This window comes from Pseudomonas sp. NGC7, from assembly GCF_047159675.1.
Classification (GTDB): domain Bacteria; phylum Pseudomonadota; class Gammaproteobacteria; order Pseudomonadales; family Pseudomonadaceae; genus Aquipseudomonas; species Aquipseudomonas kermanshahensis.
On sequence record NZ_BAAFZY010000001.1, the window covers coordinates 5,968,895 to 5,991,674 of the forward strand.

Genomic DNA, 22,780 nt, shown 5'->3' on the forward strand with positions numbered 1-22,780 from the left:
TATTGATCTGTGATATTCAGCTCTCATCGGCATCATGGCAAGCTTGTACACCTTAACGCGGCTTAACGCAGAACGCTGTGGGAGCGGGCTTGCCCGCGAAGAAGGCGACTCAGAGTATGGCACCGGCTCCGCCGGTGTTCGCGGGCAAGCCCGCTCCCACAGGTCCCTGCCAACTCAATACGTTATGTGTTGCTCTTGCAGAGTGGCACCAAGACCTGCGGACAGTTCATGCATAAGCACATCATAAAGCGCGGGTTGGCAGTGCTTGCCCTGCTGCTCTGCACCCTTACCCTCTGGCTGGCCTACACCACCTTCCAGTCCCGCTACCTGCGCCCGTTCGACAACCAGGCCACCCTGTTCGACGGCAGCCAACTGCGTCTGCCCGCAGAACTGGCCGGCCCCGGCCCGATCCGTGTGGTGCACTTCTGGGACCCGGCCTGCCCGTGCAATGTCGGCAACCAGCAGCACCTGGCCGACCTGGTCAGCCACTTCGCAGGCGACGGCGTCAGCTTTCATGTGCTGCAAAAACCCGGCAGCCGCGGCCAGTTGCCCGCGAACCTCAGCGCCCTCAAGCCCCTCGCCAGCCTGCCCGGCAGCGAACACCTGCCCGCCTCTCCGGCCGTGGCCATCTGGGACCGACAAGGCCACCTCGCCTACTTCGGGCCTTACAGTGAAGGGGCGGTGTGCAACGCCAGCAACAGTTTCATCGAACCGATCCTCAAGGCGTTGATCGACAACCGCCAGGTGACGGCCTCCAACACCTTGGCGGTGGGTTGCTACTGCCCTTGGGCCGGCTGACGCACCCGCGCCGGGTTACCGACCACCACCGCACCCGCCGGCACATCACGGGTGACCACACTGCCCGCGCCGACCACCGCGTTGTCGCCAAGGGTCACCCCCGGCAGGATGATCGCCCCGCCACCAATCCACACATTGTTGCCAATACTCACCGGCCGGCCGCTTTCCAGCCCGGTGCGCCGCAGCTCAGGGTCGAGTGGGTGGTCGGCGGTGTAGATCTGCACCGCCGGGCCAATCTGGCAATCGTCGCCGATGCGCACCGGCAGCACGTCGAGGATCACGCAGTTGAAGTTGATGAAGGTGTTGCGGCCAATGCTGATGTTGTAGCCATAGTCGCAATAGAACGGCGGGCGGATCACCGTGCCGTCGCCGGCCTGGCCGAAATGCTCGGCGAGCAGGCCGTGACGTGCGTCGTTGAGCAGCTCGAAACTGCTGTTGTAGCGCTGCATCCAGTGCTTGTTGGCAATTTGCTCGGCCTGCAGCTCGGGGCAGCCGGCATGGTAGAGCTGGCCTGCGAGCATTTTCTGTTTTTCGCTGAGGGACATGGAAACTCCTTTCGAGGGCTATGCTCTGTGCGCGAATCCGTCGATGATCGGACCACAGTTTCCGTTCGAATGCACAAGGAGTTTCGATGAAGCGCAGCCTGACCCTGTTGGCCGTGGTAATCGCCGTGGCCGCTGGCGCCGGATACGGGTACGTGCACGGCAAGCTGCCGCAACGCGAAGGCGAAGTGGCGATCGCCGGCCTGCAGGCGCCGGTCAGCGTGCGCTATGACAGCCGCGGCGTTCCGCACCTGCAGGCACAGAACGAACAGGACCTGTACCGCGCCCTCGGCTATGTGCACGCCCAGGACCGGTTGTTCCAGATGGAGATCATGCGCCGCCTGGCGCGCGGTGAGTTGGCCGAAGTGCTGGGCGAAAAATTCGTGCCCACCGACACTCTGTTCCGCAGCTTGCGTATTCGCGACCAAGCGGCGCTGATGGTGCAGCGGCAGGACCGCCAATCACCCGCCTGGCAGGCCCTGCAAGCCTACCTGGAGGGCATCAACAGCTGGCAGGCCAGCCACCCCAAGCCGATCGAGTTCGACCTGCTGGGCATCACCCCCCGCCCGTTCACCGCCGAAGACACCCTGAGCATCGCCGGTTACCTGGCCTACAGCTTCGCCGCCGCGTTCCGCACCGAGCCCGCGCTCACCTATATTCGCGACCAGCTCGGCCCGCAGTACCTGAAAATCTTCGACCTTGGCTGGCAACCCGAAGGCGCCCTGGCCGCGCCGTTGGCGGCCGCCGACTGGCGCAGCCTGGAGGCACTTGCCCGGCTTAGCCACGACGCGTTGGGCGACGCGGGTATCCCGCAATTCGAAGGCAGCAACGCCTGGGCCGTCGCCGGCAGCCGCACCCGCAGCGGCAAGCCACTGCTGGCCGGTGACCCACACATCAGCTTCGCGGTACCGGCGGTGTGGTACGAGGCCGAATTGTCGGCCCCTGGGTTCAACCTGTATGGCTACTTCCAGGCGCTGAACCCCTTCGCGCTGCTCGGCCACAACCGCGACTTCGGCTGGAGCCTGACGATGTTCCAGAACGATGACGTCGACCTGATCGCCGAACGGACCAACCCCGAAAATACCGACCAGGTAATGATCGACGGCACCTGGCAAACCTTGGAAAAAACCGAGCAAACCCTCACCGTCAAAGGCGAGGCGCCCGTCACCCTCAGCCTGCGCCGCTCGCCCCACGGCCCGATCGTCAACGAGGTATTGGGCGCTACCGCCGGGACCACGCCGGTGGCCATGTGGTGGGCGTTTCTGGAAACCGAAAACCCGATCCTCGACGGCTTCTACCAGCTCAACCGCGCCGACACCCTGGGCAAGATGCGCGAGGCGGCCGCCAAGGTTCAGGCGCCTGGGCTGAACTTCGTCTGGGCCAATGCCCGTGGCGATATCGGCTGGTGGGCTGCGGCACAACTGCCGATCCGCCCAGAGGGGGTCAACCCGACATTCATCCTCGATGGCGCGAGCCCACAGGCAGACAAGCTCGGTTTCTACCCCTTCAGTGCCAACCCGCAGCAAGAAAACCCCGCACGCGGCTACATCGTGTCGGCCAACTACCAGCCGCCCTCGGCCGTGCCCGTGCCGGGTTACTACAACCTGCCGGACCGTGGCCGCCAGCTCGACCGCCACCTGGCCAACCCTGACGTGAAGTGGGATACCCAGAACAGCCAAGCCCTGCAGCTGGACACCGCCAGCGACCATGGCCCACGCACCCTTGCACCGCTGCTAGCGACGCTGCGCTCAGTGGCCGAGGGGGACGAGGAAAAGGAGCTGGTCGAACAACTGGCAGCCTGGAGCGGTGACTACCCCCTGGACTCGATCAGCGCCACGCTGTTCAACCAGTTCCTGTATGAACTGGCGTTCGCGGCCCTGCATGACGAACTGGGCGACACCTGGTTCCCGGTGCTGATCAGCACCCGCGCCATCGATGCCGCGTTGCCTCGTTTGGCCGCCGATGCCGAGTCGCCATGGTGGAGCACGCGGGGAGCAAACGAACGCACCGACCGCACTGCGATCGTGCGCATCGCCTGGCAAAAAAGCGTGAAGCACCTGCGAGACACCCTGGGCAGCGACCCGGCCAGCTGGCAATGGGGCAAAGCCCATACCCTGACCCATAACCATCCGCTTGGCGTGAAGAAGCCGCTGAACCTGCTGTTCAACGTCGGCCCGTTCGCGGCGCCTGGCACGCATGAGGTGCCCAACAACCTGTCGGCGAAGATCGGACCGGCACCTTGGCCGGTGACATATGGCCCTTCGACACGCAGGCTGATCGACTTCGCCGATGCCGGGCAGGCCTTGACCAGTAACCCGGTCGGGCAAAGCGGGGTGCCGTTTGATAAGCACTATTCGGATCAGGCTGCGGGGTACATCGAGGGGCAGTACCAACGGGCGCAGATGGGGGTGATTCCGGCGCAGCGTACGCTCAGGCTGATTCCTGGAGAGTAGGAGCAGCCTTGCGCTGCGAAGAGGCCGGTGAAAACACTGTGAATTTCGGTGCTGTCACGGGCCTCTTCGCAGCACAAGGCTGCTCCTACAAAGGATTGCATCACGCGCACCAACAAAAACGCCGACGCAATGGCGTCGGCGTTTTCAGGCGCGGGGCTACAAACGGCTCAGAACGCCGGCAGTACGGCACCGCTGTATTTCTTGGCGATGAACGCTTTCACTTCCGGGCTGGTCAGGGCTTTGGCCAGTTTCTGGATAGCGTCGCTGTCCTTGTTGTCCGGGCGGGCAACCAGGAAGTTGACGTACGGCGAGTCGGCGCCTTCGATCACCAGCGCGTCCTTGGCCGGGTTCAGGCCAGCTTCCAGGGCGTAGTTGGTGTTGATCATGTCCAGGTCAACCTGATCCAGCACACGCGGCAGCATGGCCGATTCCAGCTCGCGGAACTTCAGTTTCTTCGGGTTCTCGGCGATGTCTTTCGGCGTGGCCAGGGCGTTTTTCGGGTCTTTCAGGGTAATCAGGCCAGCCTTCTGCAACAGCAGCAGGGCGCGGCCGCTGTTGCTGCCTTCGTTAGGGATGGCAACGGTAGCGCCTTCTTTGAGCTCGCTCAGGTTCTTGACCTTCTTCGAGTAGCCACCGAACGGTTCAACGTGTACACCGACCACGGTTTCCAGGTGGGTGCCCTTGCCTTCGTTGAAGTTTTGCAGGTACGGCAGGGTCTGGAAGTAGTTGGCGTCCAGGCGTTTCTGGTCAACCTGCACGTTCGGCTGCACGTAGTCGGTGAAGACCTTGATCTGCAGGTCCACACCTTCTTTGGCGAGGGTCGGCTTGATCAGCTCGAGGATCTCGGCATGCGGCACCGGGGTGGCGGCAACCACCAGTTTCTCGGCGGCGTTGGCCAGGCCGGCGAACGACAGGGCAGCGGCCAGGGCGGTGGTCAGCAGGGTCTTCTTCATGGTGGTCCTTATTCTGAATCTGGGCCATCGGCGATGGCGAAGTCGTGTGCCCTGCCCCGTATCGGGTGAGCGTGAAGCGGACAATACCGAGATTTCTTATGCCGCAACAATATCTTTTAATTCACTGCTTATTCCAAAAACAAACTGCCATCACCGCCTTTGCTTATGAGCGCTGTCTAGCGCGCAGGGTTGGCCAAGTCGAGGTCTTCCGGCTGGATCTCTTCGCTGTCATTGACCAGCAAGGCGAAGTGGATGACGTTCTCCAGCTCGCGGGTGTTGCCGGGCCAGGCATGGGCTTCCAGCACCTGCTGGGCGGCGTCGCTGATCAGCGGCACCGAGCGCTGCAGGCGGGCGGTGTAGATACCCACGAAGTACTCGGCCAGCGGCAAGATATCGCCACGTCGCTCGCGCAACGGCGGCAGCTCCAACGCGCCCTCACGCAGGTACTGGTACAAGCGCTCATTGAACCTGCCGGCCTTCACCACCCGCGCCAGGTCGATGCTGGTCGCCGCCACCAGGCGCACATCCACAGGCTGGGGCTGCTGCGCGCCGACGCGTGTCACTTCACGGTTTTCCAGCGCGGCCAGCAGCTTGCCCTGAATCTCCAGCGGCAAGTCGGCAATCTCGTCCAGGTACAGCGTGCCGCCGTTGGCCGAGCCGAACCAGCCGGCGCGGCTGCTGGCGGTGCCGCCGTGGGTGCCGGCGCTGTAACCGAACAACTCGGCGTCGGCGTAGGTCGGGCTGATGGCTGCGCAGTTGACCGAGACGAACAACCCGGCACGGTCACTGGCGCGGTGAATCTGCCGTGCCAGCAACTCCTTGCCGGTACCGGTTTCGCCACGAATCAACACCGGCAAGGGCTGCGGCGCCAGGCGCTCGAGGTCTTCGCGCAGCTGTTGCGAGCGCGGGTCGATGAACACCAGGGCCTTGGCACGAATGCTCAGTGGGCTCTTGTCCAGCTCGGGAAAGGTCAGCAGCGGCTGGCCAAACGGGTTTTGAAAAGTCATGAAAAACTCCCGCCCCAGGCCTTCGGTGGCCGGGCGTCAGGCAAACGGTAATCAGTAGGGGACGATCAGGCGCGACGCAGTGCGCGTTGCTCCACCCGGCTCTGCAAGCGGTACAGGTAGGCGAAGCCTTGTTCCCAACGCTCGTGGCCGGACTTGACGTTGATGTGCCCGGCGTTGGTCAGCAAGCCCGCTTCGGCCCCCCAGGCCTGAGCCAGGTGCAGCGCGCGCGGCACGCTTACCGCCGGGTCGTTGTCGGAACTGACCACCTGGCTTGGGAACGGCAACGCCCGCATCGGAATCGGCGCGAAGTTGCGCAGTGCTGGCGCGCAGGTCGGCCGCTCGACATCCGCCGGCGCCACCAGCAATGCGCCACGTACCTGACGCAGCAACGCCGGGCTGGCCTCGGCGGCCCAGTGAGCGACCGTGACGCAGCCCAGGCTGTGTGCGATGAGAATCACCGGCGAGCGTTCGGCGGCAATCGCCTGCTCCAGGGCCTGCACCCAATCGCGCCGCTGCGGGGTCAGCCAGTCGTGCTGCTCGACCCGGGCGCTGTTGGGCAGGGTGCGCTGCCAGTGACTCTGCCAATGGTTGTCTGGCGATCCTTGCCAGCCCGGCACAATCAGGTAACGAATCGACTCATTGCGCATGGGGACGCCTCCAGTAAGTTTGCGTGCTTGGAGACCAGTATAGGGAGGGAGTTATATTCTTAAAGGAATAAGAAGCTATTTGTTAATAACCTAAAGGAATTTTTGTTGGGGGGGGCGAAGCGATTGTTGCGAGGATAGGGGATGGCCACGGGGGGGCCTGGCTTGGGGGTGCGGTGGGGCATATATCGAGCGCCGCCCGCGCGGCGCATCGCGAGCAACGCTCGCTCCTACGTTTGTTTCGGGCCAGTTATTCCTGGGGCAAACGCGCGCGACCGCCTTGTTTGTTCGACGCGATAACCCGCCATGCGCCAAGGCGGTCGCGCGCGCCTGTCACAGGCGATACTGGCCAAAAACAAACGTAGGAGCGAGCGTTGCTCGCGATGCGCCGCGCGGGCGGCGCTCGATCTACCAGGCGCTAAACATTCACCGGCGAACACCTTGTAGCCCAATACCTATCCATCAGGCCAAAAAAAGGGCCAACCCCTGCCAAGAGATGTGGCCCATAAGCTCTCAAAGAGCGTCACTTGCCTGAAGAGGATTGCCGAATCAGCGCGCGGTAATCACCGCCAGTTTGCTGATCCCCGCACGTTCAATCGCCGCCATGGCCCGCGCCACTTCGCCGTAGTTCACGCCATCATCGGCCTGCAACTGCACACGAACTTCCGCGTCCTTGGCCTTGGCCGCCTTGAGGTTGGTCTCCAGCAGGTCCGGCTGGATCTCGTCCTTGTTGATGAACAACTTGCCAGCCCCGTCGATGCTCACCACCAGCGGGTCTTTCTGCTCCACCGGTGCCACTGCCTCGGTCTTGGGCAAGTTGATGGGGATGGCATTGGTCAGCAGGGGCGCAGTGACGATGAACACCACCAGCAGCACCAGCATGACGTCCACCAACGGCGTGACGTTGATTTCACTGAGGACTTCGTCGCTGTCCTGGGTCGAAAAAGCCATATCAGGACGCCTCCTTCACCGGCTGGGTGAAACCGGCCTGGGCTTTGTGCACGGCAGGGTGCACCAGTACCCGGAAGGCACTCTTCTGCGCCAGGCTGTAGAAGTCATGGGCGAAGTCGTCCAGGTCTGCTGCAGTCAGCTTGAGGCGGCGCAGGAAGTAGTTGTAAACCAGTACCGCTGGCACCGCCACGGCGATACCCACCCCCGTGGCCACCAGTGCCGCGCCGATCGGCCCGGCCACGGTCTCGAGGCTGGCGGAACCTGCCGCACTGATGCCCTTGAGCGCTTCCATGATGCCCCACACGGTGCCAAACAAGCCTATGAAGGGCGAGGTACTGCCGATACTGGCGACCACCGCCAGGCCGGTTTCCAGCGAACGGCGCTCGCGGACGATCTGCTGGCGCAGAGCGCGTTCGAGGCGGTCCTGGTGGTTGATGGCGTGGCTCAGGTCGTTGGCCTGGGTGGTATCGCCGACGGCAATAGCGGCATAACCGGACTGCGCAACGCGGGCGGCTGGGCCAGGCAGCTCATGGCTGATTTCGGCGGCCGAGTCCAGGCTGGAGGCTGCCCAGAATTGCTGGTGGAAGCGTTTGTCCTGGTTCTTCAGCCGCACAAACTGCATGACCTTGACCAGGGCCAGGCCCCAGGTGACGACAGAGAAACCAACCAGCAGCCAGATGACTGCGCTTTCAACGGATTCGAGGGGGGATGCCAACAGGCTCATGATGATGTCTTCCTATGTTCTGCTGATTCTGTGAAATGCGTTAGCGGAGCTTGAAGTCGATTGGCACGCTGACCCAGCCGGTCTGGGCCACGTCGCCTTGCTTGGCGGGGACGAAGCTCCAGCGCTTGACGGCGGCCAGCGCAGCGGCGTCCAAGGCATCGCGGCCACTGCTCTTCTGCACCTGGATCTGCCCCGGCTTGCCACTGGGTAACACCTCGACGCGCAACAGCACGGTGCCTTCCCAGCCGCGGCGCTGGGCCATCTGCGGGTACTCCGGCGCCGGGTTCTTGAGGTACGCGGCGTTGGCTGAAGCCGGTGTCACCGGCGCCGGCGCGGGTGGCGCAGGGGCTGGCGGTGCCGGGGCTGCAACAGGTGCCGGTGGCGGTGCCTCGACCGGTTTCGGCTGCGGCTTGGGCGCCTGCTTGACCACAGGTTTAGGGATCGGTTTTGGCTTCGGTTTGGGCTTCGCGGCCAGCTCGTCGACTACCGGTGGCGGCGGCGGTGGCTCGACCACCGGCGGCGCGGGTGCCGGGGGTGGCGGCTCGACCACGGGCGGCGCAGGGGCGGCGAACTCGATGGTCATGGGTGGCACCTGGGGCGGCACCACGGGCAGCTCAGGCGTCGGTGCCTGGCTGACCCAGTAGGCGGCGGCGCCGTGCAGCGCCAGTACCAGCAGCGCCAACGCCAGCTTGTCGCGGCGCTTGAGGCCGCTGGCAGGCGTGCGTTGCAGGCGCTGCTGGCCAAGCGGAAGACGAAGCGTGCGTCCAAGCTCGACCAGGTCGCCCGGTGCCGGGCGCCATGGCTGGTCGTAGGCTCTGACGGCCGTCTGGACATTACCCATTGATCAAACTCCTGGGGTCTCGATTCAGGTGTGTGGCTGAATCATCGGGGCCAGAGGCTTATCTCTTAAAGTAATGTTTAAAATTATAGTTAGAACTTAATTGAATATTGTTTTTGAGCGATCGTGTGGAAGCCACGGATTTCGCGGGCTGTGGGCTGGAGGGCGATTAGCGATGCTTTGTGGGCATGCAAAATATTCGCGTAAGGCATGAGATTGCGGCGAGGGCTGCGCCCTCGATTCGCAGCACAAGGCTGCTCCTACAGGGAATCGCGGTGCAGCATTGTGCTGCGAAAGGGTGCGAAGCAGCCCCAGCAATCCACCCGGCAATAAAAACCCGGGACAGAGCCCGGGTTCCATACGCTCGGGTAGCTTAGATATCCGCCACCTTCTGCCACACCTTCGGCCTGAAGAACAGCGTCTCCCCGCGTGCCAGGCCGGTCAAGCTGTCGTGGTCCTTGACCACTTCGGCCTCGATCAGCTCGCTCTGCCCTTCCACCTTCAAGGTCACCCGGGTGGTCGCGCCCAGCGGGCGGATATCGCGCACCTCGGCGGCATGGTGGCCTTCGGTTTCATGGCGCGACAGCGACACTTCATGCGGGCGGAACAGCACGTGGTGGCCTTCGCTCAAGGCCAGGCGGTTGGAGTCGCCGAGGAAGTGGTAGACGAAGTCGTTGGCCGGCTGCTCGTACACTTCACCCGGCGAGCCGATCTGCTCGATCACACCCTTGTTCATCACCACGATGCGGTCTGCGACTTCCATGGCCTCTTCCTGGTCATGGGTGACGAACACCGACGTCAGGTTGATATCTTCGTGCAGGCGCGCCAGCCAGCGGCGCAGCTCTTTACGCACCTTGGCATCCAGGGCACCGAACGGCTCGTCGAGCAACAGCACCTTAGGCTCTACCGCCAGGGCGCGGGCCAGGGCGATACGCTGGCGCTGGCCACCGGAAAGCTGCTCGGGGTAGCGGTCGGAGAGCCAGTCGAGCTGGACCATGTTCAGCAGCTCATGCACCTTTTCGGCAATTTTGCTTTCGCTCGGGCGCTCGCCCTTGGGCTTCATGCGCAGGCCGAAGGCGACGTTGTCGAACACGCTCATGTGGCGGAACAACGCGTAGTGCTGGAACACGAAGCCGACGTTGCGATCACGCACGTCGTGGCCAGACACATCCTCGCCATGGAACACGATGCTGCCGTCATCCGGTGTTTCCAGGCCGGCAATGATGCGCAGCAGGGTGGTCTTGCCGCAGCCGGACGGGCCGAGCAAGGCCACCAGCTCACCGCTGTGGATATCCAGGTTGATGTTGTCCAGGGCCTGGAAGCTGTTGAAGCGCTTGCTGACGTTACGAACTTCGATCGACATGAATTATTCCTCCGCAGCGCTATGGCGCAGGCGGTTAATACGGTTCTCGCTCCACTGCTTGAGCAGCAGGATGAAGAGCGCCAGGATCAGCAACAGGCTGGCCACGCTGAAGGCCGCGACGTGGTTGTACTCGTTGTAGAGGATCTCCACGTGCAGCGGCAAGGTGTTGGTAACGCCGCGGATATGGCCGGACACCACCGACACCGCGCCGAACTCACCCATCGCCCGCGCCGTACACAGCACCACGCCGTAGATCAGGCCCCATTTGATGTTGGGCAGGGTCACATGCCAGAACATCTGCCAGCCATTGGCGCCCAGCAGGCGCGCGGCCTCTTCTTCCTGGGTGCCCTGCTCTTGCATCAGCGGGATCAGTTCTCGGGCAACGAATGGCACGGTAACGAAGATCGTCGCCAGGACGATGCCCGGCAGCGCGAACACAATCTGAATGTCATGGTCCTGCAGCCAGGGGCCGAACAGGCCTTGCGCGCCGAACATCAGCACGTAGACCAGGCCCGCGATCACCGGCGAGACCGAGAACGGCAGGTCGATCAGGGTCACCAGCACGCTCTTGCCACGGAAGGTGTACTTGCTCACGCACCACGCCGCGCTGACGCCAAACACCAGGTTCAGCGGCACCGAGATGGCCACGGCAAACAGGGTGAGCTTGAGCGCCGACAAGGCGTCGGGCTCGAAGATCGCCTCGAAGAAAGTGCCGAAACCGTTTTTCAGCGCCTGCGATACCACGATCACCAGCGGCAGCAGCAAGAACAGCGCGAACACCAGCCAGCCAAGGCCGATCAGGATGCGCCGCGAGGTGGCGCTGCCACGGCGGGCGGCATTGGCGGCGGCGGTAGCGCTCAGGGATGAACTAGACATAGCCGGCCTCCTTCAAGGGGTTTCGATGCGGCGCTGCAGCAGGTTGATCAGCAGCAGCAGGATGAAGGAAACCACCAGCATCAGCACGCCGATGGCAGTCGCGCCGGTGTAGTCGTATTGGTCGAGCTTGACCATGATCAGCAGCGGCAGGATCTCGGTCTTCATCGGCATGTTGCCGGCAATGAAGATCACCGAACCATACTCACCCACCCCACGGGCGAAGGCCAGGGCAAAGCCGGTCAGCCAGGCAGGCAGCAGTGCCGGAGCCAGGATGTGGCGGAACACCTGCAGCGGCTTTGCGCCCAGGCAGGCGGCGGCTTCTTCGACTTCACGCGGGATGTCGGCCAACACCGGCTGCACCGTGCGCACCACGAACGGCAGGGTCACGAAGGTCAGCGCCAAGGTGATGCCAAGCGGTGTGTAGGCGATCTTGAAGCCCAGGTCGGTGGCGAACTGGCCAACCCAGCCCGCCGGGGCGTACAGGGCCGTCAGGGCGATACCGGCCACGGCGGTAGGCAGGGCGAACGGCAGGTCGATCATCGCGTCGATGATCTTGCGCCCGGGGAAGGTGTAGCGCACCAGTACCCAGGCCAGCAGCGTACCGATCACACCGTTGATGATGGCGGCGAACAGGGCGGTGCCGAAACTCAGCTTGAGCGCGGCGATGACCCGCGGCGCGCTGATGATGTTCCAGAACTGCTCCCAGGTCAGCTGTGAGGCATGGATGAACATGGCCGCCAGCGGAATCAGCACAATCAGGCTGAGGTACACCAAGGTGTAACCCAGCGTCAGCCCGAAGCCGGGTATGACGGGGGAAATACGACGTGACATAAGTATCCCTGGTTGAACGCACGAAGCCCGGAATTAATCCCGGGCCAGTGCAGGCTTCTGAATCTTGGGGCTGCTGTGCAGCCCATTCGCGGCACAAGGCCGCCCCCACAGGGGAGCGCGGTTCCTTGTGGGAGCGGCCTTGTGCCGCGAATGGGCCGCACAGCGGCCCCGTTTTTCCATAACCGCTTACTGTGCCTGATAGATCTGGTCGAACACACCGCCATCATTGAAGAATTTGGGTTGTGCAGTCTTCCAGCCACCGAAGTCCTTGTCGATGGTGACCAGGTCCAGTTTCGGGAATTGCTTGCCGAATTCGGCAGCGACCTTCTCGTCACGTGGGCGGTAGAAGTTCTCGGCGGCGATCTTCTGCCCAGCCGGGCTGTACAGGTGCTTGAGGTATTCGGTGGCAATCGCAGTATTGCCCTTCTTCTCAGCGTTCTTGTCGACCACGGCCACCGGTGGCTCGGCCAGGATCGACAGCGACGGCACGACGATTTCGAACTTGTCTGCGCCACCGTCTTCCTTCAGCGCCAGGAAGGCTTCGTTTTCCCAGGCCAGCAGGACGTCGCCCTGGCCGTTGTTGACGAAGGTGATGGTCGAGCCACGGGCGCCGGTATCGAGCACCGGCACGTGCTTGAACAGCTCCTGCACATAAGCCTTGGCCTTGTCTTCGCTACCGCCGGTCTTCAGGCCATAGGCCCAGGCGGCGAGGAAGTTCCAGCGGGCGCCGCCAGAGGTTTTCGGGTTCGGGGTGATGACCGAGACGTCTTTTTTGATCAGGTCGCCCCAGTCTTTGATGCCTTTCGGGTTGCCCTTGCGCACCAGGAACACGATGGTCGACGTGTACGGGGTGCTGGCGTCCGGCAGGCGGGTCTGCCAGTTGTCCGGCAGGGTCTTGCCGAGCTTGGCGATTTCGTCGATGTCGCCGGCCAGGGCCAGGGTCACCACGTCGGCGCGCAGGCCATCGATTACAGCGCGGCCCTGTTTGCCCGAGCCACCGTGGGATTGCTGAATCTTCACCTTGTCGTCCGGGTGGGACTGCTGCCAGTGCTTGATGAATTCGGCGTTGTACTGTTGGTACAACTCACGGGTCGGGTCATAGGACACGTTCAGCAGTTCGTAGTCCTTGGCGATTGCGGAACCGGCAAAAACAGCACTGGCCAGGGCGGCGAGCGCATAACGGCGGATGGACATGGTGAAGCTCCCGATTGGCATTTTTCTAGTTTTAGAGGTGTGGCGCGATCAGCCGGTCTTGTTGCCGGGCTGTTGCAGGCGGAACTTCTCCTTGCGCTCGATCTGGACGACCTGAGCGTTGTGCACGGTAATCTCCACCGCACCGAAACGCAGATCGCGCAGGGCGCTCTGGATCTCACGCAGAATGGTGGCTTCGTCCTGACCGTCGATGCTACGCAGAGATGCACTCATGCTCGTTCTCCTTGGAGTGAGGGTGCCGGGCAGAGGTTTGAAGGGGATTTGCGCCTGGCTTGAGGGCAATAGTAGTGAGGCGGGGATATTCTTAAAAATACTGTTTAAGAATGTTTATATAACCGTTTTTACAAGCCACACATTTCCCCTGTAGGAGCAGCCTTGTGCTGCGAAGAGGCCGGTACATTCACCCTCAAATACGGATGGCTGTACCGGCCTCTTCGCAGCACAAGGCTGCTCCTACAACGGGAAATGTTGTCAGGATGATTGTTTTTCTGGCTCGCGGATTTTGTACCAGGCCACATACAGCGCCGGCAAAAACAGCAGCGTCAGCAAGGTGGCCACGATGATCCCGCCAATCATGGCGTAGGCCATCGGCCCCCAGAACACCTCGCGGGCAATCGGGATCATGCCCAAGCTGGCCGCGGCCGCCGTCAGCAAGATCGGCCGCCGCCGGTGGTTGGTGGCCTCCACCACCGCATCCCACGGTGACAACCCCTGCGCCTCGAACTCATCGATCTGGGTCACCAGGATCACCGAGTTACGAATGATGATACCGGCCAGGGCCAGAATCCCGAGAATGGCCACAAAGCCCATCGGCGTACCCGTAGGCACCAACGCCAGCACCACCCCGATCAAGCCCAACGGCGCCACGCTGACCACCAGGAACAGCTTCTGCACGCTGTGCAGCTGGATCATCAGGAAGGTCGCCATGAGGAACAGCATCAACGGAATGACCTTGCGGATCGGCCCTTGCGCCTTGGCGCTCTCCTCCACCGTACCGCCGGTCGCCACCTCGAAGCCGACCGGCAGTTTGCTGGCGAACTCGTCGATCTTGGGCTTGAGCTGAGCCACCAGGTCGGTGGGCTGGATGTCGCCATTGACCGACGCCTTGATGGTGATGGTCGGCTTGCGATCACGCCGCCAGACCAACGGCTGTTCCAGCTCGTAACGCACCGTGGCGAAGGACAGCAGCGGAATCGAGGTGCCATTGGGGGTGAGGATCTGCAGGTTCTGCAAGGTATCGGGCGAGCCACGCTCGCTGTCTTCGGCGCGGGCAACCACGTTGACCAGGTAGATGTTGTCGTTGACCTGGGTAATCGGCACGCCGGTGACGATGCTGTTCATCACGTTGGCCACGTCTTCGGACGACAGCCCCAGCTGACGCGCTTTGTCTTGGGCAATCTCGATGCGCAGCACTTTGCCCGGCTCGTTCCAGTCGTAGATCATCTCGCCGATGTGCTCGTTGGCATCAAGCAAGGTGGCGAGCTCGATGGCGTGCTTGCGCACCTGGTCGATGTCCTGGCCGCTGACCCGGTACTGGATCGGCCGGCCCACCGGCGGGCCCATCTCCAGCGATTGCACGTTGGTACCGATGCCGACGAACTCTTCGCGCAGCAGTTTCTGCAGGCGATCCATCATGCCCTGGCGCTCTTCGAAGCCTTTGCTGACGATCACCAACTGCGCGTAGTAGGGGTTCTGCAATTGTTGGTCGAGGGGCAGGTAGAAGCGAATCGCGCCCTGGCCAATGTAGGTGCTCCAGCGCACCAGGTCCGGGTCGTCCTTGATCCTGGCCTCCAGCCGGTCGACGACTTTACGGGTCTCTTCGATCGAGGCGTTTTGCGGCAGGTTGAGGTCGACCAGGATTTCGGGGCGGTCGGATGATGGGAAGAACTGGTTCTGCACGAAGCGCTCGCAGAATATCGCCAGTGCAAACAGCAGCACGGTGCCAATGATGGTCAGCCAGCGGTTGCGCATGCACCACAGCAGGCCGCCCTCGAATGCCCGGCCCACGCGCCCGGGTTCGGCCTCGTGGGCTTTGACCTTGCTGCTGAGGATATGCACGCCCAGCACCGGGGCGAAGAACACCGCCACCACCCACGACACGATCAGCGCCACGGCGATCACCGCGAACAGTGTGTAGGTGTACTCACCTGCCGAACTGGCGTTGAGCCCGATCGGCACGAAGCCGGCCACCGTCACCAGGGTACCGGTCAGCATCGGAAACGCCGTCGAGGTGTAGGCAAAGGTCGCGGCCTGCTCTTTGCTCTCGCCCATTTCCAGGCGTGTGACCATCACCTCCACGGTGATCATCGCATCGTCCACCAGCAGGCCCAGGGCGATGATCAAGGCGCCCAGCGAGATCCGTTGCATGGTGATGCCGCTGTACTCCATGAACACGAAGACCATGGCCAGCACCAGCGGGATCGAGCAGGCCACCACCAGCCCGGCGCGCACGCCGAGGCTGACGAAGCTCACCGCCAGCACGATCACCACGGCCTCGAAGAGTGCGCTGGTAAAACCGCCCACCGCCTGTTTGACCACCACGGCCTGGTCGGACACGGTGTGCACACCCACCCCCACCGGCAAGTCGGCGATCACGCTGTCCATCTTCTTCTTCAGCGCGGCGCCGAACACCTGGATGTTACCGCCCGCCTTCATGCCGATGGCCAGGCCAATGGCGGTCTGGCCGTTGAAGCGGAACATCGGTGACGGCGGGTCGACGTAGCCGCGCTCGATATCGGCAATGTCGGCAAGGCGGAAGAAGCGGTCATTGATCCTCAGGTTGACCGTTTCCAGGTCCTTTTCGGAGGCGAACTGGCCGGTGGTGCGCACCGAAATACGTTCGGGGCCCGCCTCGATCACCCCTGCCGGGGTCACCGCGTTCTGCGATTGCAGCGCCTGCATGACCTGGCGCTGGTCGATACCCAAGGCCGCCAGTTTGCGGGTGGAGAAGTTCAGGTACAGCACTTCGTCCTGGGTGCCGACCAGCTCGATCTTGCCGATGTTGGGCACTTCGCGCACTTCGGCGCGGGCCTGCTCCACGTAGTCCCGCAGTTGCCGCAAGGTCAGGCCATCGGAGGTGAAGGCGTAGATCGAACCGAACACATCACCGAATTCATCGTTGAACGCCGGGCCCTGGATGCCCTCGGGGAACTGGCCGCGGATGTCCTGGATCTTCTTGCGCACCTGGTACCAGATGTCCGGGATGTCCTTGGCCTTGGTGGTGTCGCGCAGGTACACGTAGACCGTTGACTCGCCCGGGCGGGTGTAGCTTTTGGTGTAGTCGAGCGAATCCAGCTCTTCGAGTTTCTTCTCTATGCGGTCGGTGACCTGGTACAGGGTTTCATCCTGGGTCGCACCGGGCCAGCGGGTCTGGATGACCATGGTCTTGATGGTGAACGACGGGTCTTCCTCACGGCCCAGGTTGAAGTAGGAAAAAATCCCCATCAGCAAGCCGACGAACATCAGGTACCAGACGAACGATTGATGCTTGAGCGCCCATTCGGACAGGTTGAAGCTTCCTTTCATTGCGCATCCTCGTCGAAGGTGACCTTCTGGCCAGGCTTGAGGCTGTTGACGCCGGCAGTCACCACGCGCTCGCCTGGCTGCACGCCGGAGGCGATGACGATGTGTTCGCGGGTGCGGTCGATCAAGGCGACATCCCGGGTCGCCACGGTTTTCTGCTGCGTGTCGATCACCCACACCTGGGTCTTGCCGTCACGCTCGAGCAAGGCGCTCAGTGGCAGTTCACTGCGCGGCGTGACCGCAGAACTCAGGCTCACGCTGATCGCGGTGCCAAGGTGGAAGGCGGCCGGTGTGCTGGCCAGGGTCAGGCGTGCACGCCGGGTGCGCGTGGTGGCGTCTGCTTGCGGTTCCAGCTCGCGCAACGAGGCCGTGGTGTTGATGCTGGGGTCGAGCTGCGAGGCCACGGTGAAGGTGAGGCCCTTGTCGAGTTGCTCGCCCACGCCGATCGGCAGGTCGATCACGGCTTCCTTGACGTCTGGCCGGGCCAGGGTCACGACAGCCTGGCCCGCCGTTACCGTTTGCCCAGCTTCGGCCTGCCAGGCAGTGATCACCGCCGCGTGGTCGGTGCGCAGGGTGCTGTAATCAAGCTGGTCACGCGCCTGGCTGACCGCAGAGCGTGCCTGCTCCAGCGCCGCACCGGTGGTTTTCAGGTTGGTCTGGGCAATGTCCAGCTGGGCCTGGGCACCGACACCGCGGTCGTACAGCTGCTGCTGACGGCGCGCGTCGGCCTGGGCGTTTATCCACTGCGCCTGGACCTTGGCCAAGTCGCCTTCGGCGGCGCGCAACTGGTTCTGCTGGTCGGTGGGGTCGAGGGTGGCCAGTGTGTCCCCAGGTTTCACCTGCGCCCCCACATCAAGCCAACGCCGGGCAATACGCCCGGACACGCGAAAGCCCAAGGTGCTCTCGAAGCGCGCCTGAATGCTGCCGGCAAAGCGCCCAAGTTGCGCTTGCACCTGCGGTTCGACCTTCACCGAAAGCACCGGCCGAACGGGCTCGATCGCTTCTTCCTCAGAGCTGCAAGCAACCAGCAACAGCCCGACCGGGAGCATCAACAGCAAGCGCTTCATGGCGCATCCCCCGCAGCCTTTTCATCGATTTTTTCAACCTGCATGCCGGGGTGCAGCAATTGCCCGCCATTGACCACCACGGTCTCCCCGCCTTTGAGGCCGTTGGCGACCACGATCTTGCCGGTGAGGTAGCGCGCCACTTCAACCTTGCGCAGTTCGACCTTGTCGCCCTCGCCCACCACCCAGACGGCAGGCTCATGCAAGGCCTTGGTCAAGGCCGACCAGGGCAGCTCGATGCTGGAGCGCCCCTGGGTATTGGCAGTGGCCGTCACCGGTGAGCCCAGCTGCATGCCGGGCGGCACGTTCCGCAGGCCAACCTTGACCTGCACCGTGCCACTTTGCGCTGAAACGGTTGGCGTCACTTCACGCACGAACCCTTGCGCCTGGACGTTGGGGTCATCGAGCAGCTTCACGATCACCCCCTCATCGCTTGGCGGTGCCACCAGCAACGATTCATACACGTTGAACACTGCATCACGGTCGCCATCGCGGGCGAAGCCGAAGATCGGCATGGTGGCCTGCACCACTTGGCCGACCTCGGCCTGGCGCTCGGTGATCACGCCGGCGGCTTCGGACACCAGCGCGGTGTAGCTCAGCTGTTCATTGGCATTGGCCAGCTGCGCCTGGGCGGCCTTGAGCGCGCTCTGGTTGCTGCGCAATGCGGCTTCGGCGGAGTCGTACTCGCTCTGGCTGGTATAGCCCTTGGGCAGCAGCTTTTGCTGACGCACGAAAGCCGCGGCCGTCTGCGTCACGCGCGCTTGGGCGGCGAACACCTCGGCCTTGGCCGAGTCGACGTTGTTCTGCAGGTCTTTCGGGTCTAGCCGTGCCAGTACCTGGTTGGCCTTGACGTGATCGCCCACATCGACGCTGCGCGAAATGATCTTGCCGCCCACACGGAACGACAAGTCGGTTTGCACCCGCGCTTGTATGTCGCCGGTCAAGGTCACCCTGGCAGCGAAATCGGTAGGCTGGACCTGTTGCACACCGACCCGAGGCAGCATCTCGGGGGTTTCTTCCTTGCTACAGCCGGTGAGCATGTACAGCACACTCAGGCCTGCCAGCACCAGTGGACGCGTCACCCTCATGCAGGCTCCTAGCTTGCGCACAAATGATTTGTGAGATGCGACTGTCAGCGTAGTTCAGGGTTCAGTAAACGGCGATACGGCCTGTTCGCCATATACCAAAGCGCCCCATGCTCACCACAGGAGTCAATGGCGGGTTGATGTGCTGAGTTCACGGGCCTCTTCGCGGGCAAGCCCGCTCCCACAGGAAATTCCACTGGCTTGAAACTGTGATGTACCTGGAAAGTCCACTGGCTTGAAAGCTGTGGTGTACCTGTGGGAGCGGGCTTGCCCGCGAAGAGGCCTTTCGAGACACAGAGCCATCCCTGCCATATCCAGAAACCATCAGCCACCGTGCAATGCCACATCAACCGCTATGTTTCAGGGGGACTTCGCCATCAAGGAAGATCCCGATGTGTCCAGCCCAATCCAAACTGCTTCGCCGGGGCCGCTTTTCAGAACCCGGCAGGCTCTACCTGCTGACGACGATTACCCATCAGCGCATACCGCTGTTTCACGACTTCCATCTTGCTCGCCAAGTGGTTAGGCAGCTACGCCTCTCGGATCACAATCAGGACTGCCGGTCATTGGCCTGGGTGGTGATGCCGGACCATCTGCATTGGTTGGTCGAGTTGAAAGAAGTGACCTTGAGTACGCTGATGCGCAGGTTCAAGTCCCGTACAGGGATAGCGCTGCGCAGAGCAGGCGTAAGGCACAAGCCAATATGGCAGGCAGGCTATCAAGACCATGCACTGCGGCGAGAAGAGAGTGTGGTGCATGTCGCCCGGTACATTGTTGCCAACCCCATGCGGGCGGGGCTGGTCGACAGTGTCAGGGAATACCCCCACTGGGATGCAGTGTGGCTTTGAATTCGTGCTGAAACATTCGCGGGCAAGCCCGCTCCCACATGAACACCACAGACCTCAGGCTTGTGGATATCCCTGTAGAAGCGGGCTTGCCCGCGAAGAGGTGGGTCAGACCGGCGCAGCTGCAGCCGTCGGGCGCTTGACCTGTGGCTGCGACACGTTTGCCGCGGCCCCTTCTTCGATGGCCTGCTGAATCGCCTTGCGACGGTGCTCTTCAGCGCGGCGGCTGAAGTACCAGACCATGAAGGTCACCAGCGACACCGACAACAGGATCAGGCTGGCCACGGCGTTGATCTCTGGCTTCACGCCCAGGCGCACCGCCGAGAACACTTCCATCGGCAAGGTGGTCGAGCCCGGCCCGGACACGAAGCTCGCCAGCACCAGGTCATCCAGCGACAGGGCAAACGACATCATGCCGCCCGCCGCCAGCGATGGCGCGATCATCGGGATGGTGATCAGGAAGAACACCTTCCACGGCTTGGCACCCAGGTCCATCGCGGCTTCCTCGATCGACAGGTCTAGCTCACGCAAGCGTGCCGACACCACCACCGCCACGTACGCCGCACAGAACGTGGTGTGGGCGATCCAGATGGTGACGATGCCACGCTCTTGCGGCCAGCCGATCATCTGCGCCATGGCCACGAACAGCAGCAACAGCGACAGACCGGTGATCACTTCGGGCATCACCAACGGCGCGGTGACCAGGCCGCCGAACAGCGTGCGGCCTTTGAAGCGGGTGACCCGGGTCAACACGAAGGCCGCCAGGGTACCCAGCGCCACCGCTGCCACCGCCGTGTAGCAGGCGATTTCCAGCGAGCGCATCACCGACCCCATCAGCTGGGTGTTGTCGAGCAGGCCGACGTACCACTTGATCGACCAGCCCCCCCACACTGTCACCAGCTTCGAGGCGTTGAACGAGTAGATCACCAGGATCAGCATCGGCAGGTAGATGAACAGCAAGCCGAGCACCAGCATCAGCTTGGAGAAACTGAAGCGCTTCATGCCCTGCCCTCCATTTCTTTGGCCTGGCTGCGGTTGAACAGCAGGATCGGCACGATCAGGATCGCCAGCATCACTACCGCCAGCGCGGACGCTACCGGCCAGTCACGGTTGTTGAAGAACTCTTGCCACAGCACCTTACCGATCATCAGGGTTTCCGGGCCGCCCAGCAGTTCTGGGATCACGAACTCGCCCACTACTGGGATGAACACCAGCATGCAGCCCGCGATGATGCCGTTTTTCGACAGCGGCACGGTGATCTTCCAGAAGCTGTTGAAGGTGCTCGAACCCAGGTCCGATGCGGCTTCCAACAGGCTCGGGTCGTGCTTCACCAAGTTCGCGTACAGCGGCAGGATCATGAACGGCAGGTACGAATAGACCACGCCGATGTACACCGCCAGGTTGGTGTTGAGAATCTGCAGTGGCTGGTCGATGAGCCCCAGCCACAGCAGGAAGCTGTTAAGCAGCCCGTTGTTGCTGAGGATGCCCATCCAGGCGTAGACGCGGATCAGGATCGCCGTCCAGGTCGGCATCATGATCAGCAACAGCAGCACAGTCTGCGACTCTTTGCGGGCGTTGGCGATGGCATAGGCCATCGGGTAGCCGATCAGCAGGCACAGCAAGGTGCTGAAGAAGGCCATCTTCAACGAGCCCAGGTAGGCCGAGATGTACAGCTCGTCTTCGGTCAACAGGCCATAGTTGGCCAGGTTGAGCACCAACTGGATCTTGTCTTCGACGTAGCTATAGATCTCGGTATACGGCGGGATCGCCACGTCGGCTTCGGCAAAGCTGATCTTCAACACGATGAAGAACGGCAGCATGAAGAACAGGAACAGCCAGATGAACGGCACGCCGATCACCAAGTGCCGCCCCTCCGGGGTCAAGCGCTGGAAGGCTCGCTTGAGCTTGCGCAGTTTCATGACCGCAGTACCACGCCGCTGTCGTCTTCCCACCACACGTACACTTCATCGCCCCAGGTCGGACGTGTGCCCTGGCGCTCGGCGTTGGCCACGAACGACTGGACGATCTTGCCGCTCGGCAGCTCGACGTAGAACACCGAGTGGCCGCCCAGGTAGGCGATGTCATGCACCTTGCCGCGCGACCAGTTGTGCTCGCAGGTCGGTTGCTGGGTCGTGACCAGCATCTTCTCCGGACGCAGCGCGTAGGTGATGTGCTTGTCTTCGACCGACGTGGTGATGCCGTGGCCAACGTAGATCTTGCGTTCCAGTTCAGGGCTGGCAATGATCGCGTGGCCTTCGGCGTCGTCGACCACTTCACCTTCGAACAGGTTGACGTTGCCGATGAACTCGCACACCAGGCGGCTGGTCGGGGTCTCGTAGATATCCACAGGCGAGCCGATCTGGGCGATCCAGCCCAGGTGCATGATGGCGATGCGCTGGGCCATGGTCATGGCCTCTTCCTGGTCGTGGGTCACCATCACGCAGGTCACGCCCACACGCTCGATGATTTCCACCAGCTCAAGTTGCATCTGCGAACGCAGCTTCTTGTCCAGGGCGCCCATCGGCTCATCGAGCAACAGCAGTTTCGGGCGTTTGGCCAACGAACGCGCCAGGGCCACACGCTGGCGCTGGCCACCCGACAGCTGGTGCGGCTTGCGCTTGGCGTACTGGGTCATGTGCACCAGCTTGAGCATCTCGGCCACACGGGCGTCGATGTCCGCCTTGGGCAGCTTGTCCTGCTGCAGGCCGAAGGCGATGTTCTGCGCCACGGTCATGTGCGGGAACAGCGCATAGGACTGGAACATCATGTTGATCGGCCGCTCGTAGGGCGGCATCTCGGTGATGTCGACGCCATCGAGCAAGATCCGCCCTTCGGTGGGGCGCTCGAAGCCAGCCAGCATACGCAGCAAGGTCGATTTGCCGGAACCGGAGCCACCCAGCAGGGCAAAAATCTCACCCTTGCGGATTTCCAGGGACACATCGTCCACCGCTACCGTTTCGTCGAACTTTTTCGTGACCCGGTCGATCTTGACCAGCACCTGCTTGGGTTGCTGGCCACCCTCGAGGGCTTTCTTATAGGCTCCGGAGGCAACTGCCATGAGTGAAACTCCCA

21 protein-coding genes are annotated in these 22,780 nt (G+C 62.7%); 3 read left to right on the top strand and 18 right to left on the bottom strand.

Features of this window, described 5'->3' with window-relative positions:
- Positions 1–228 precede the first annotated feature (228 nt).
- Positions 229–798 carry a DUF6436 domain-containing protein gene (locus ACMCNM_RS26640; protein WP_412765719.1) on the top strand — a complete coding sequence of 190 codons (570 nt, stop codon included), beginning with the start codon at positions 229–231 and terminating at the stop codon, positions 796–798.
- Here ACMCNM_RS26640 and ACMCNM_RS26645 read toward each other — a convergent pair.
- Positions 777–1,343, bottom strand: coding sequence for a sugar O-acetyltransferase (locus tag ACMCNM_RS26645; RefSeq protein ID WP_238217596.1), 567 nt, complete (start codon positions 1,341–1,343; stop codon positions 777–779). The genes ACMCNM_RS26640 and ACMCNM_RS26645 overlap by 22 nt on opposite strands.
- An 86-nt stretch (positions 1,344–1,429) precedes the next feature.
- On the opposite strand from ACMCNM_RS26645, the gene ACMCNM_RS26650 reads away from it, so the two are divergent.
- Entirely contained in the window at positions 1,430–3,793 is a 2,364-nt protein-coding gene (locus tag ACMCNM_RS26650; protein ID WP_412765720.1) for a penicillin acylase family protein, read from the top strand.
- A gap of 167 nt (positions 3,794–3,960) precedes the next feature.
- Here ACMCNM_RS26650 and ACMCNM_RS26655 read toward each other — a convergent pair whose 3' ends face one another.
- The 14 genes from ACMCNM_RS26655 to ACMCNM_RS26720 all read right to left on the bottom strand — a co-directional run bounded on the left by ACMCNM_RS26655 (position 3,961) and on the right by ACMCNM_RS26720 (position 18,866).
- Positions 3,961–4,746 carry a MetQ/NlpA family ABC transporter substrate-binding protein gene (locus tag ACMCNM_RS26655; protein ID WP_099430729.1) on the bottom strand — a complete coding sequence of 262 codons (786 nt, stop codon included), beginning with the start codon at positions 4,744–4,746 and terminating at the stop codon, positions 3,961–3,963.
- Positions 4,747–4,922: 176 nt separating this feature from the next.
- Positions 4,923–5,753, bottom strand: a complete 831-nt coding sequence (locus ACMCNM_RS26660) for a sigma 54-interacting transcriptional regulator (protein WP_085272209.1) — start codon at positions 5,751–5,753, stop codon at positions 4,923–4,925.
- A 65-nt stretch (positions 5,754–5,818) separates the two neighbouring features.
- Entirely contained in the window at positions 5,819–6,400 is a 582-nt protein-coding gene (locus ACMCNM_RS26665) for an alpha/beta hydrolase (RefSeq protein ID WP_186682883.1), read from the bottom strand.
- 546 nt (positions 6,401–6,946) lie between these two features.
- Entirely contained in the window at positions 6,947–7,348 is a 402-nt protein-coding gene (locus ACMCNM_RS26670) for an ExbD/TolR family protein (protein WP_027592267.1), read from the bottom strand.
- A 1-nt stretch (position 7,349) separates the two neighbouring features.
- Entirely contained in the window at positions 7,350–8,072 is a 723-nt protein-coding gene (locus tag ACMCNM_RS26675; protein WP_412765721.1) for a MotA/TolQ/ExbB proton channel family protein, read from the bottom strand.
- Positions 8,073–8,112: 40 nt separating this feature from the next.
- Positions 8,113–8,913: an energy transducer TonB gene (locus tag ACMCNM_RS26680; RefSeq protein ID WP_099430731.1), complete on the bottom strand. Its 801-nt coding sequence runs from the start codon at positions 8,911–8,913 to the stop codon at positions 8,113–8,115.
- A gap of 370 nt (positions 8,914–9,283) precedes the next feature.
- The gene (locus ACMCNM_RS26685; RefSeq protein WP_027592264.1) at positions 9,284–10,273 is read right to left on the bottom strand and encodes a sulfate/molybdate ABC transporter ATP-binding protein; all 990 of its coding nucleotides are present in this window, start codon (positions 10,271–10,273) and stop codon (positions 9,284–9,286) included.
- A gap of 3 nt (positions 10,274–10,276) precedes the next feature.
- The gene (gene cysW, locus ACMCNM_RS26690; RefSeq protein ID WP_027592263.1) at positions 10,277–11,149 is read right to left on the bottom strand and encodes a sulfate ABC transporter permease subunit CysW; all 873 of its coding nucleotides are present in this window, start codon (positions 11,147–11,149) and stop codon (positions 10,277–10,279) included.
- Between the two features lie 12 nt (positions 11,150–11,161).
- Entirely contained in the window at positions 11,162–11,980 is an 819-nt protein-coding gene (gene cysT / locus ACMCNM_RS26695; RefSeq protein WP_012274724.1) for a sulfate ABC transporter permease subunit CysT, read from the bottom strand.
- A 186-nt stretch (positions 11,981–12,166) separates the two neighbouring features.
- Positions 12,167–13,174, bottom strand: coding sequence for a sulfate ABC transporter substrate-binding protein (locus tag ACMCNM_RS26700; RefSeq protein WP_033702118.1), 1,008 nt, complete (start codon positions 13,172–13,174; stop codon positions 12,167–12,169).
- 48 nt (positions 13,175–13,222) lie between these two features.
- Positions 13,223–13,405 carry a sulfur starvation response protein OscA gene (gene oscA / locus ACMCNM_RS26705; protein ID WP_003258557.1) on the bottom strand — a complete coding sequence of 61 codons (183 nt, stop codon included), beginning with the start codon at positions 13,403–13,405 and terminating at the stop codon, positions 13,223–13,225.
- A 258-nt stretch (positions 13,406–13,663) separates the two neighbouring features.
- A complete protein-coding gene (locus ACMCNM_RS26710; protein ID WP_412765722.1) occupies positions 13,664–16,717 on the bottom strand; it encodes an efflux RND transporter permease subunit in 3,054 nt (1,017 codons plus the stop codon).
- Positions 16,714–17,781, bottom strand: a complete 1,068-nt coding sequence (locus tag ACMCNM_RS26715) for an efflux RND transporter periplasmic adaptor subunit (protein ID WP_186703100.1) — start codon at positions 17,779–17,781, stop codon at positions 16,714–16,716. Before ACMCNM_RS26715 ends, ACMCNM_RS26710 begins: the two co-directional genes overlap by 4 nt.
- Positions 17,778–18,866, bottom strand: coding sequence for an efflux RND transporter periplasmic adaptor subunit (locus tag ACMCNM_RS26720; RefSeq protein WP_412765723.1), 1,089 nt, complete (start codon positions 18,864–18,866; stop codon positions 17,778–17,780). Before ACMCNM_RS26720 ends, ACMCNM_RS26715 begins: the two co-directional genes overlap by 4 nt.
- A 389-nt stretch (positions 18,867–19,255) precedes the next feature.
- On the opposite strand from ACMCNM_RS26720, the gene ACMCNM_RS26725 reads away from it, so the two are divergent.
- Complete coding sequence (locus ACMCNM_RS26725; RefSeq protein WP_186681404.1) at positions 19,256–19,711, top strand: REP-associated tyrosine transposase; 456 nt, start codon at positions 19,256–19,258, stop codon at positions 19,709–19,711.
- 105 nt (positions 19,712–19,816) lie between these two features.
- On the opposite strand, the gene ACMCNM_RS26730 is transcribed toward ACMCNM_RS26725, so the two are convergent.
- The 3 genes from ACMCNM_RS26730 to potA are packed head-to-tail and all read right to left on the bottom strand — an operon-like array spanning position 19,817 to position 22,766.
- Positions 19,817–20,710: an ABC transporter permease subunit gene (locus ACMCNM_RS26730; protein WP_027592258.1), complete on the bottom strand. Its 894-nt coding sequence runs from the start codon at positions 20,708–20,710 to the stop codon at positions 19,817–19,819.
- Positions 20,707–21,627: an ABC transporter permease subunit gene (locus ACMCNM_RS26735; RefSeq protein ID WP_027592257.1), complete on the bottom strand. Its 921-nt coding sequence runs from the start codon at positions 21,625–21,627 to the stop codon at positions 20,707–20,709. Before ACMCNM_RS26735 ends, ACMCNM_RS26730 begins: the two co-directional genes overlap by 4 nt.
- A complete protein-coding gene (gene potA / locus ACMCNM_RS26740) occupies positions 21,624–22,766 on the bottom strand; it encodes a polyamine ABC transporter ATP-binding protein (protein ID WP_027592256.1) in 1,143 nt (380 codons plus the stop codon). Before potA ends, ACMCNM_RS26735 begins: the two co-directional genes overlap by 4 nt.
- Positions 22,767–22,780: the final 14 nt, after the last annotated feature.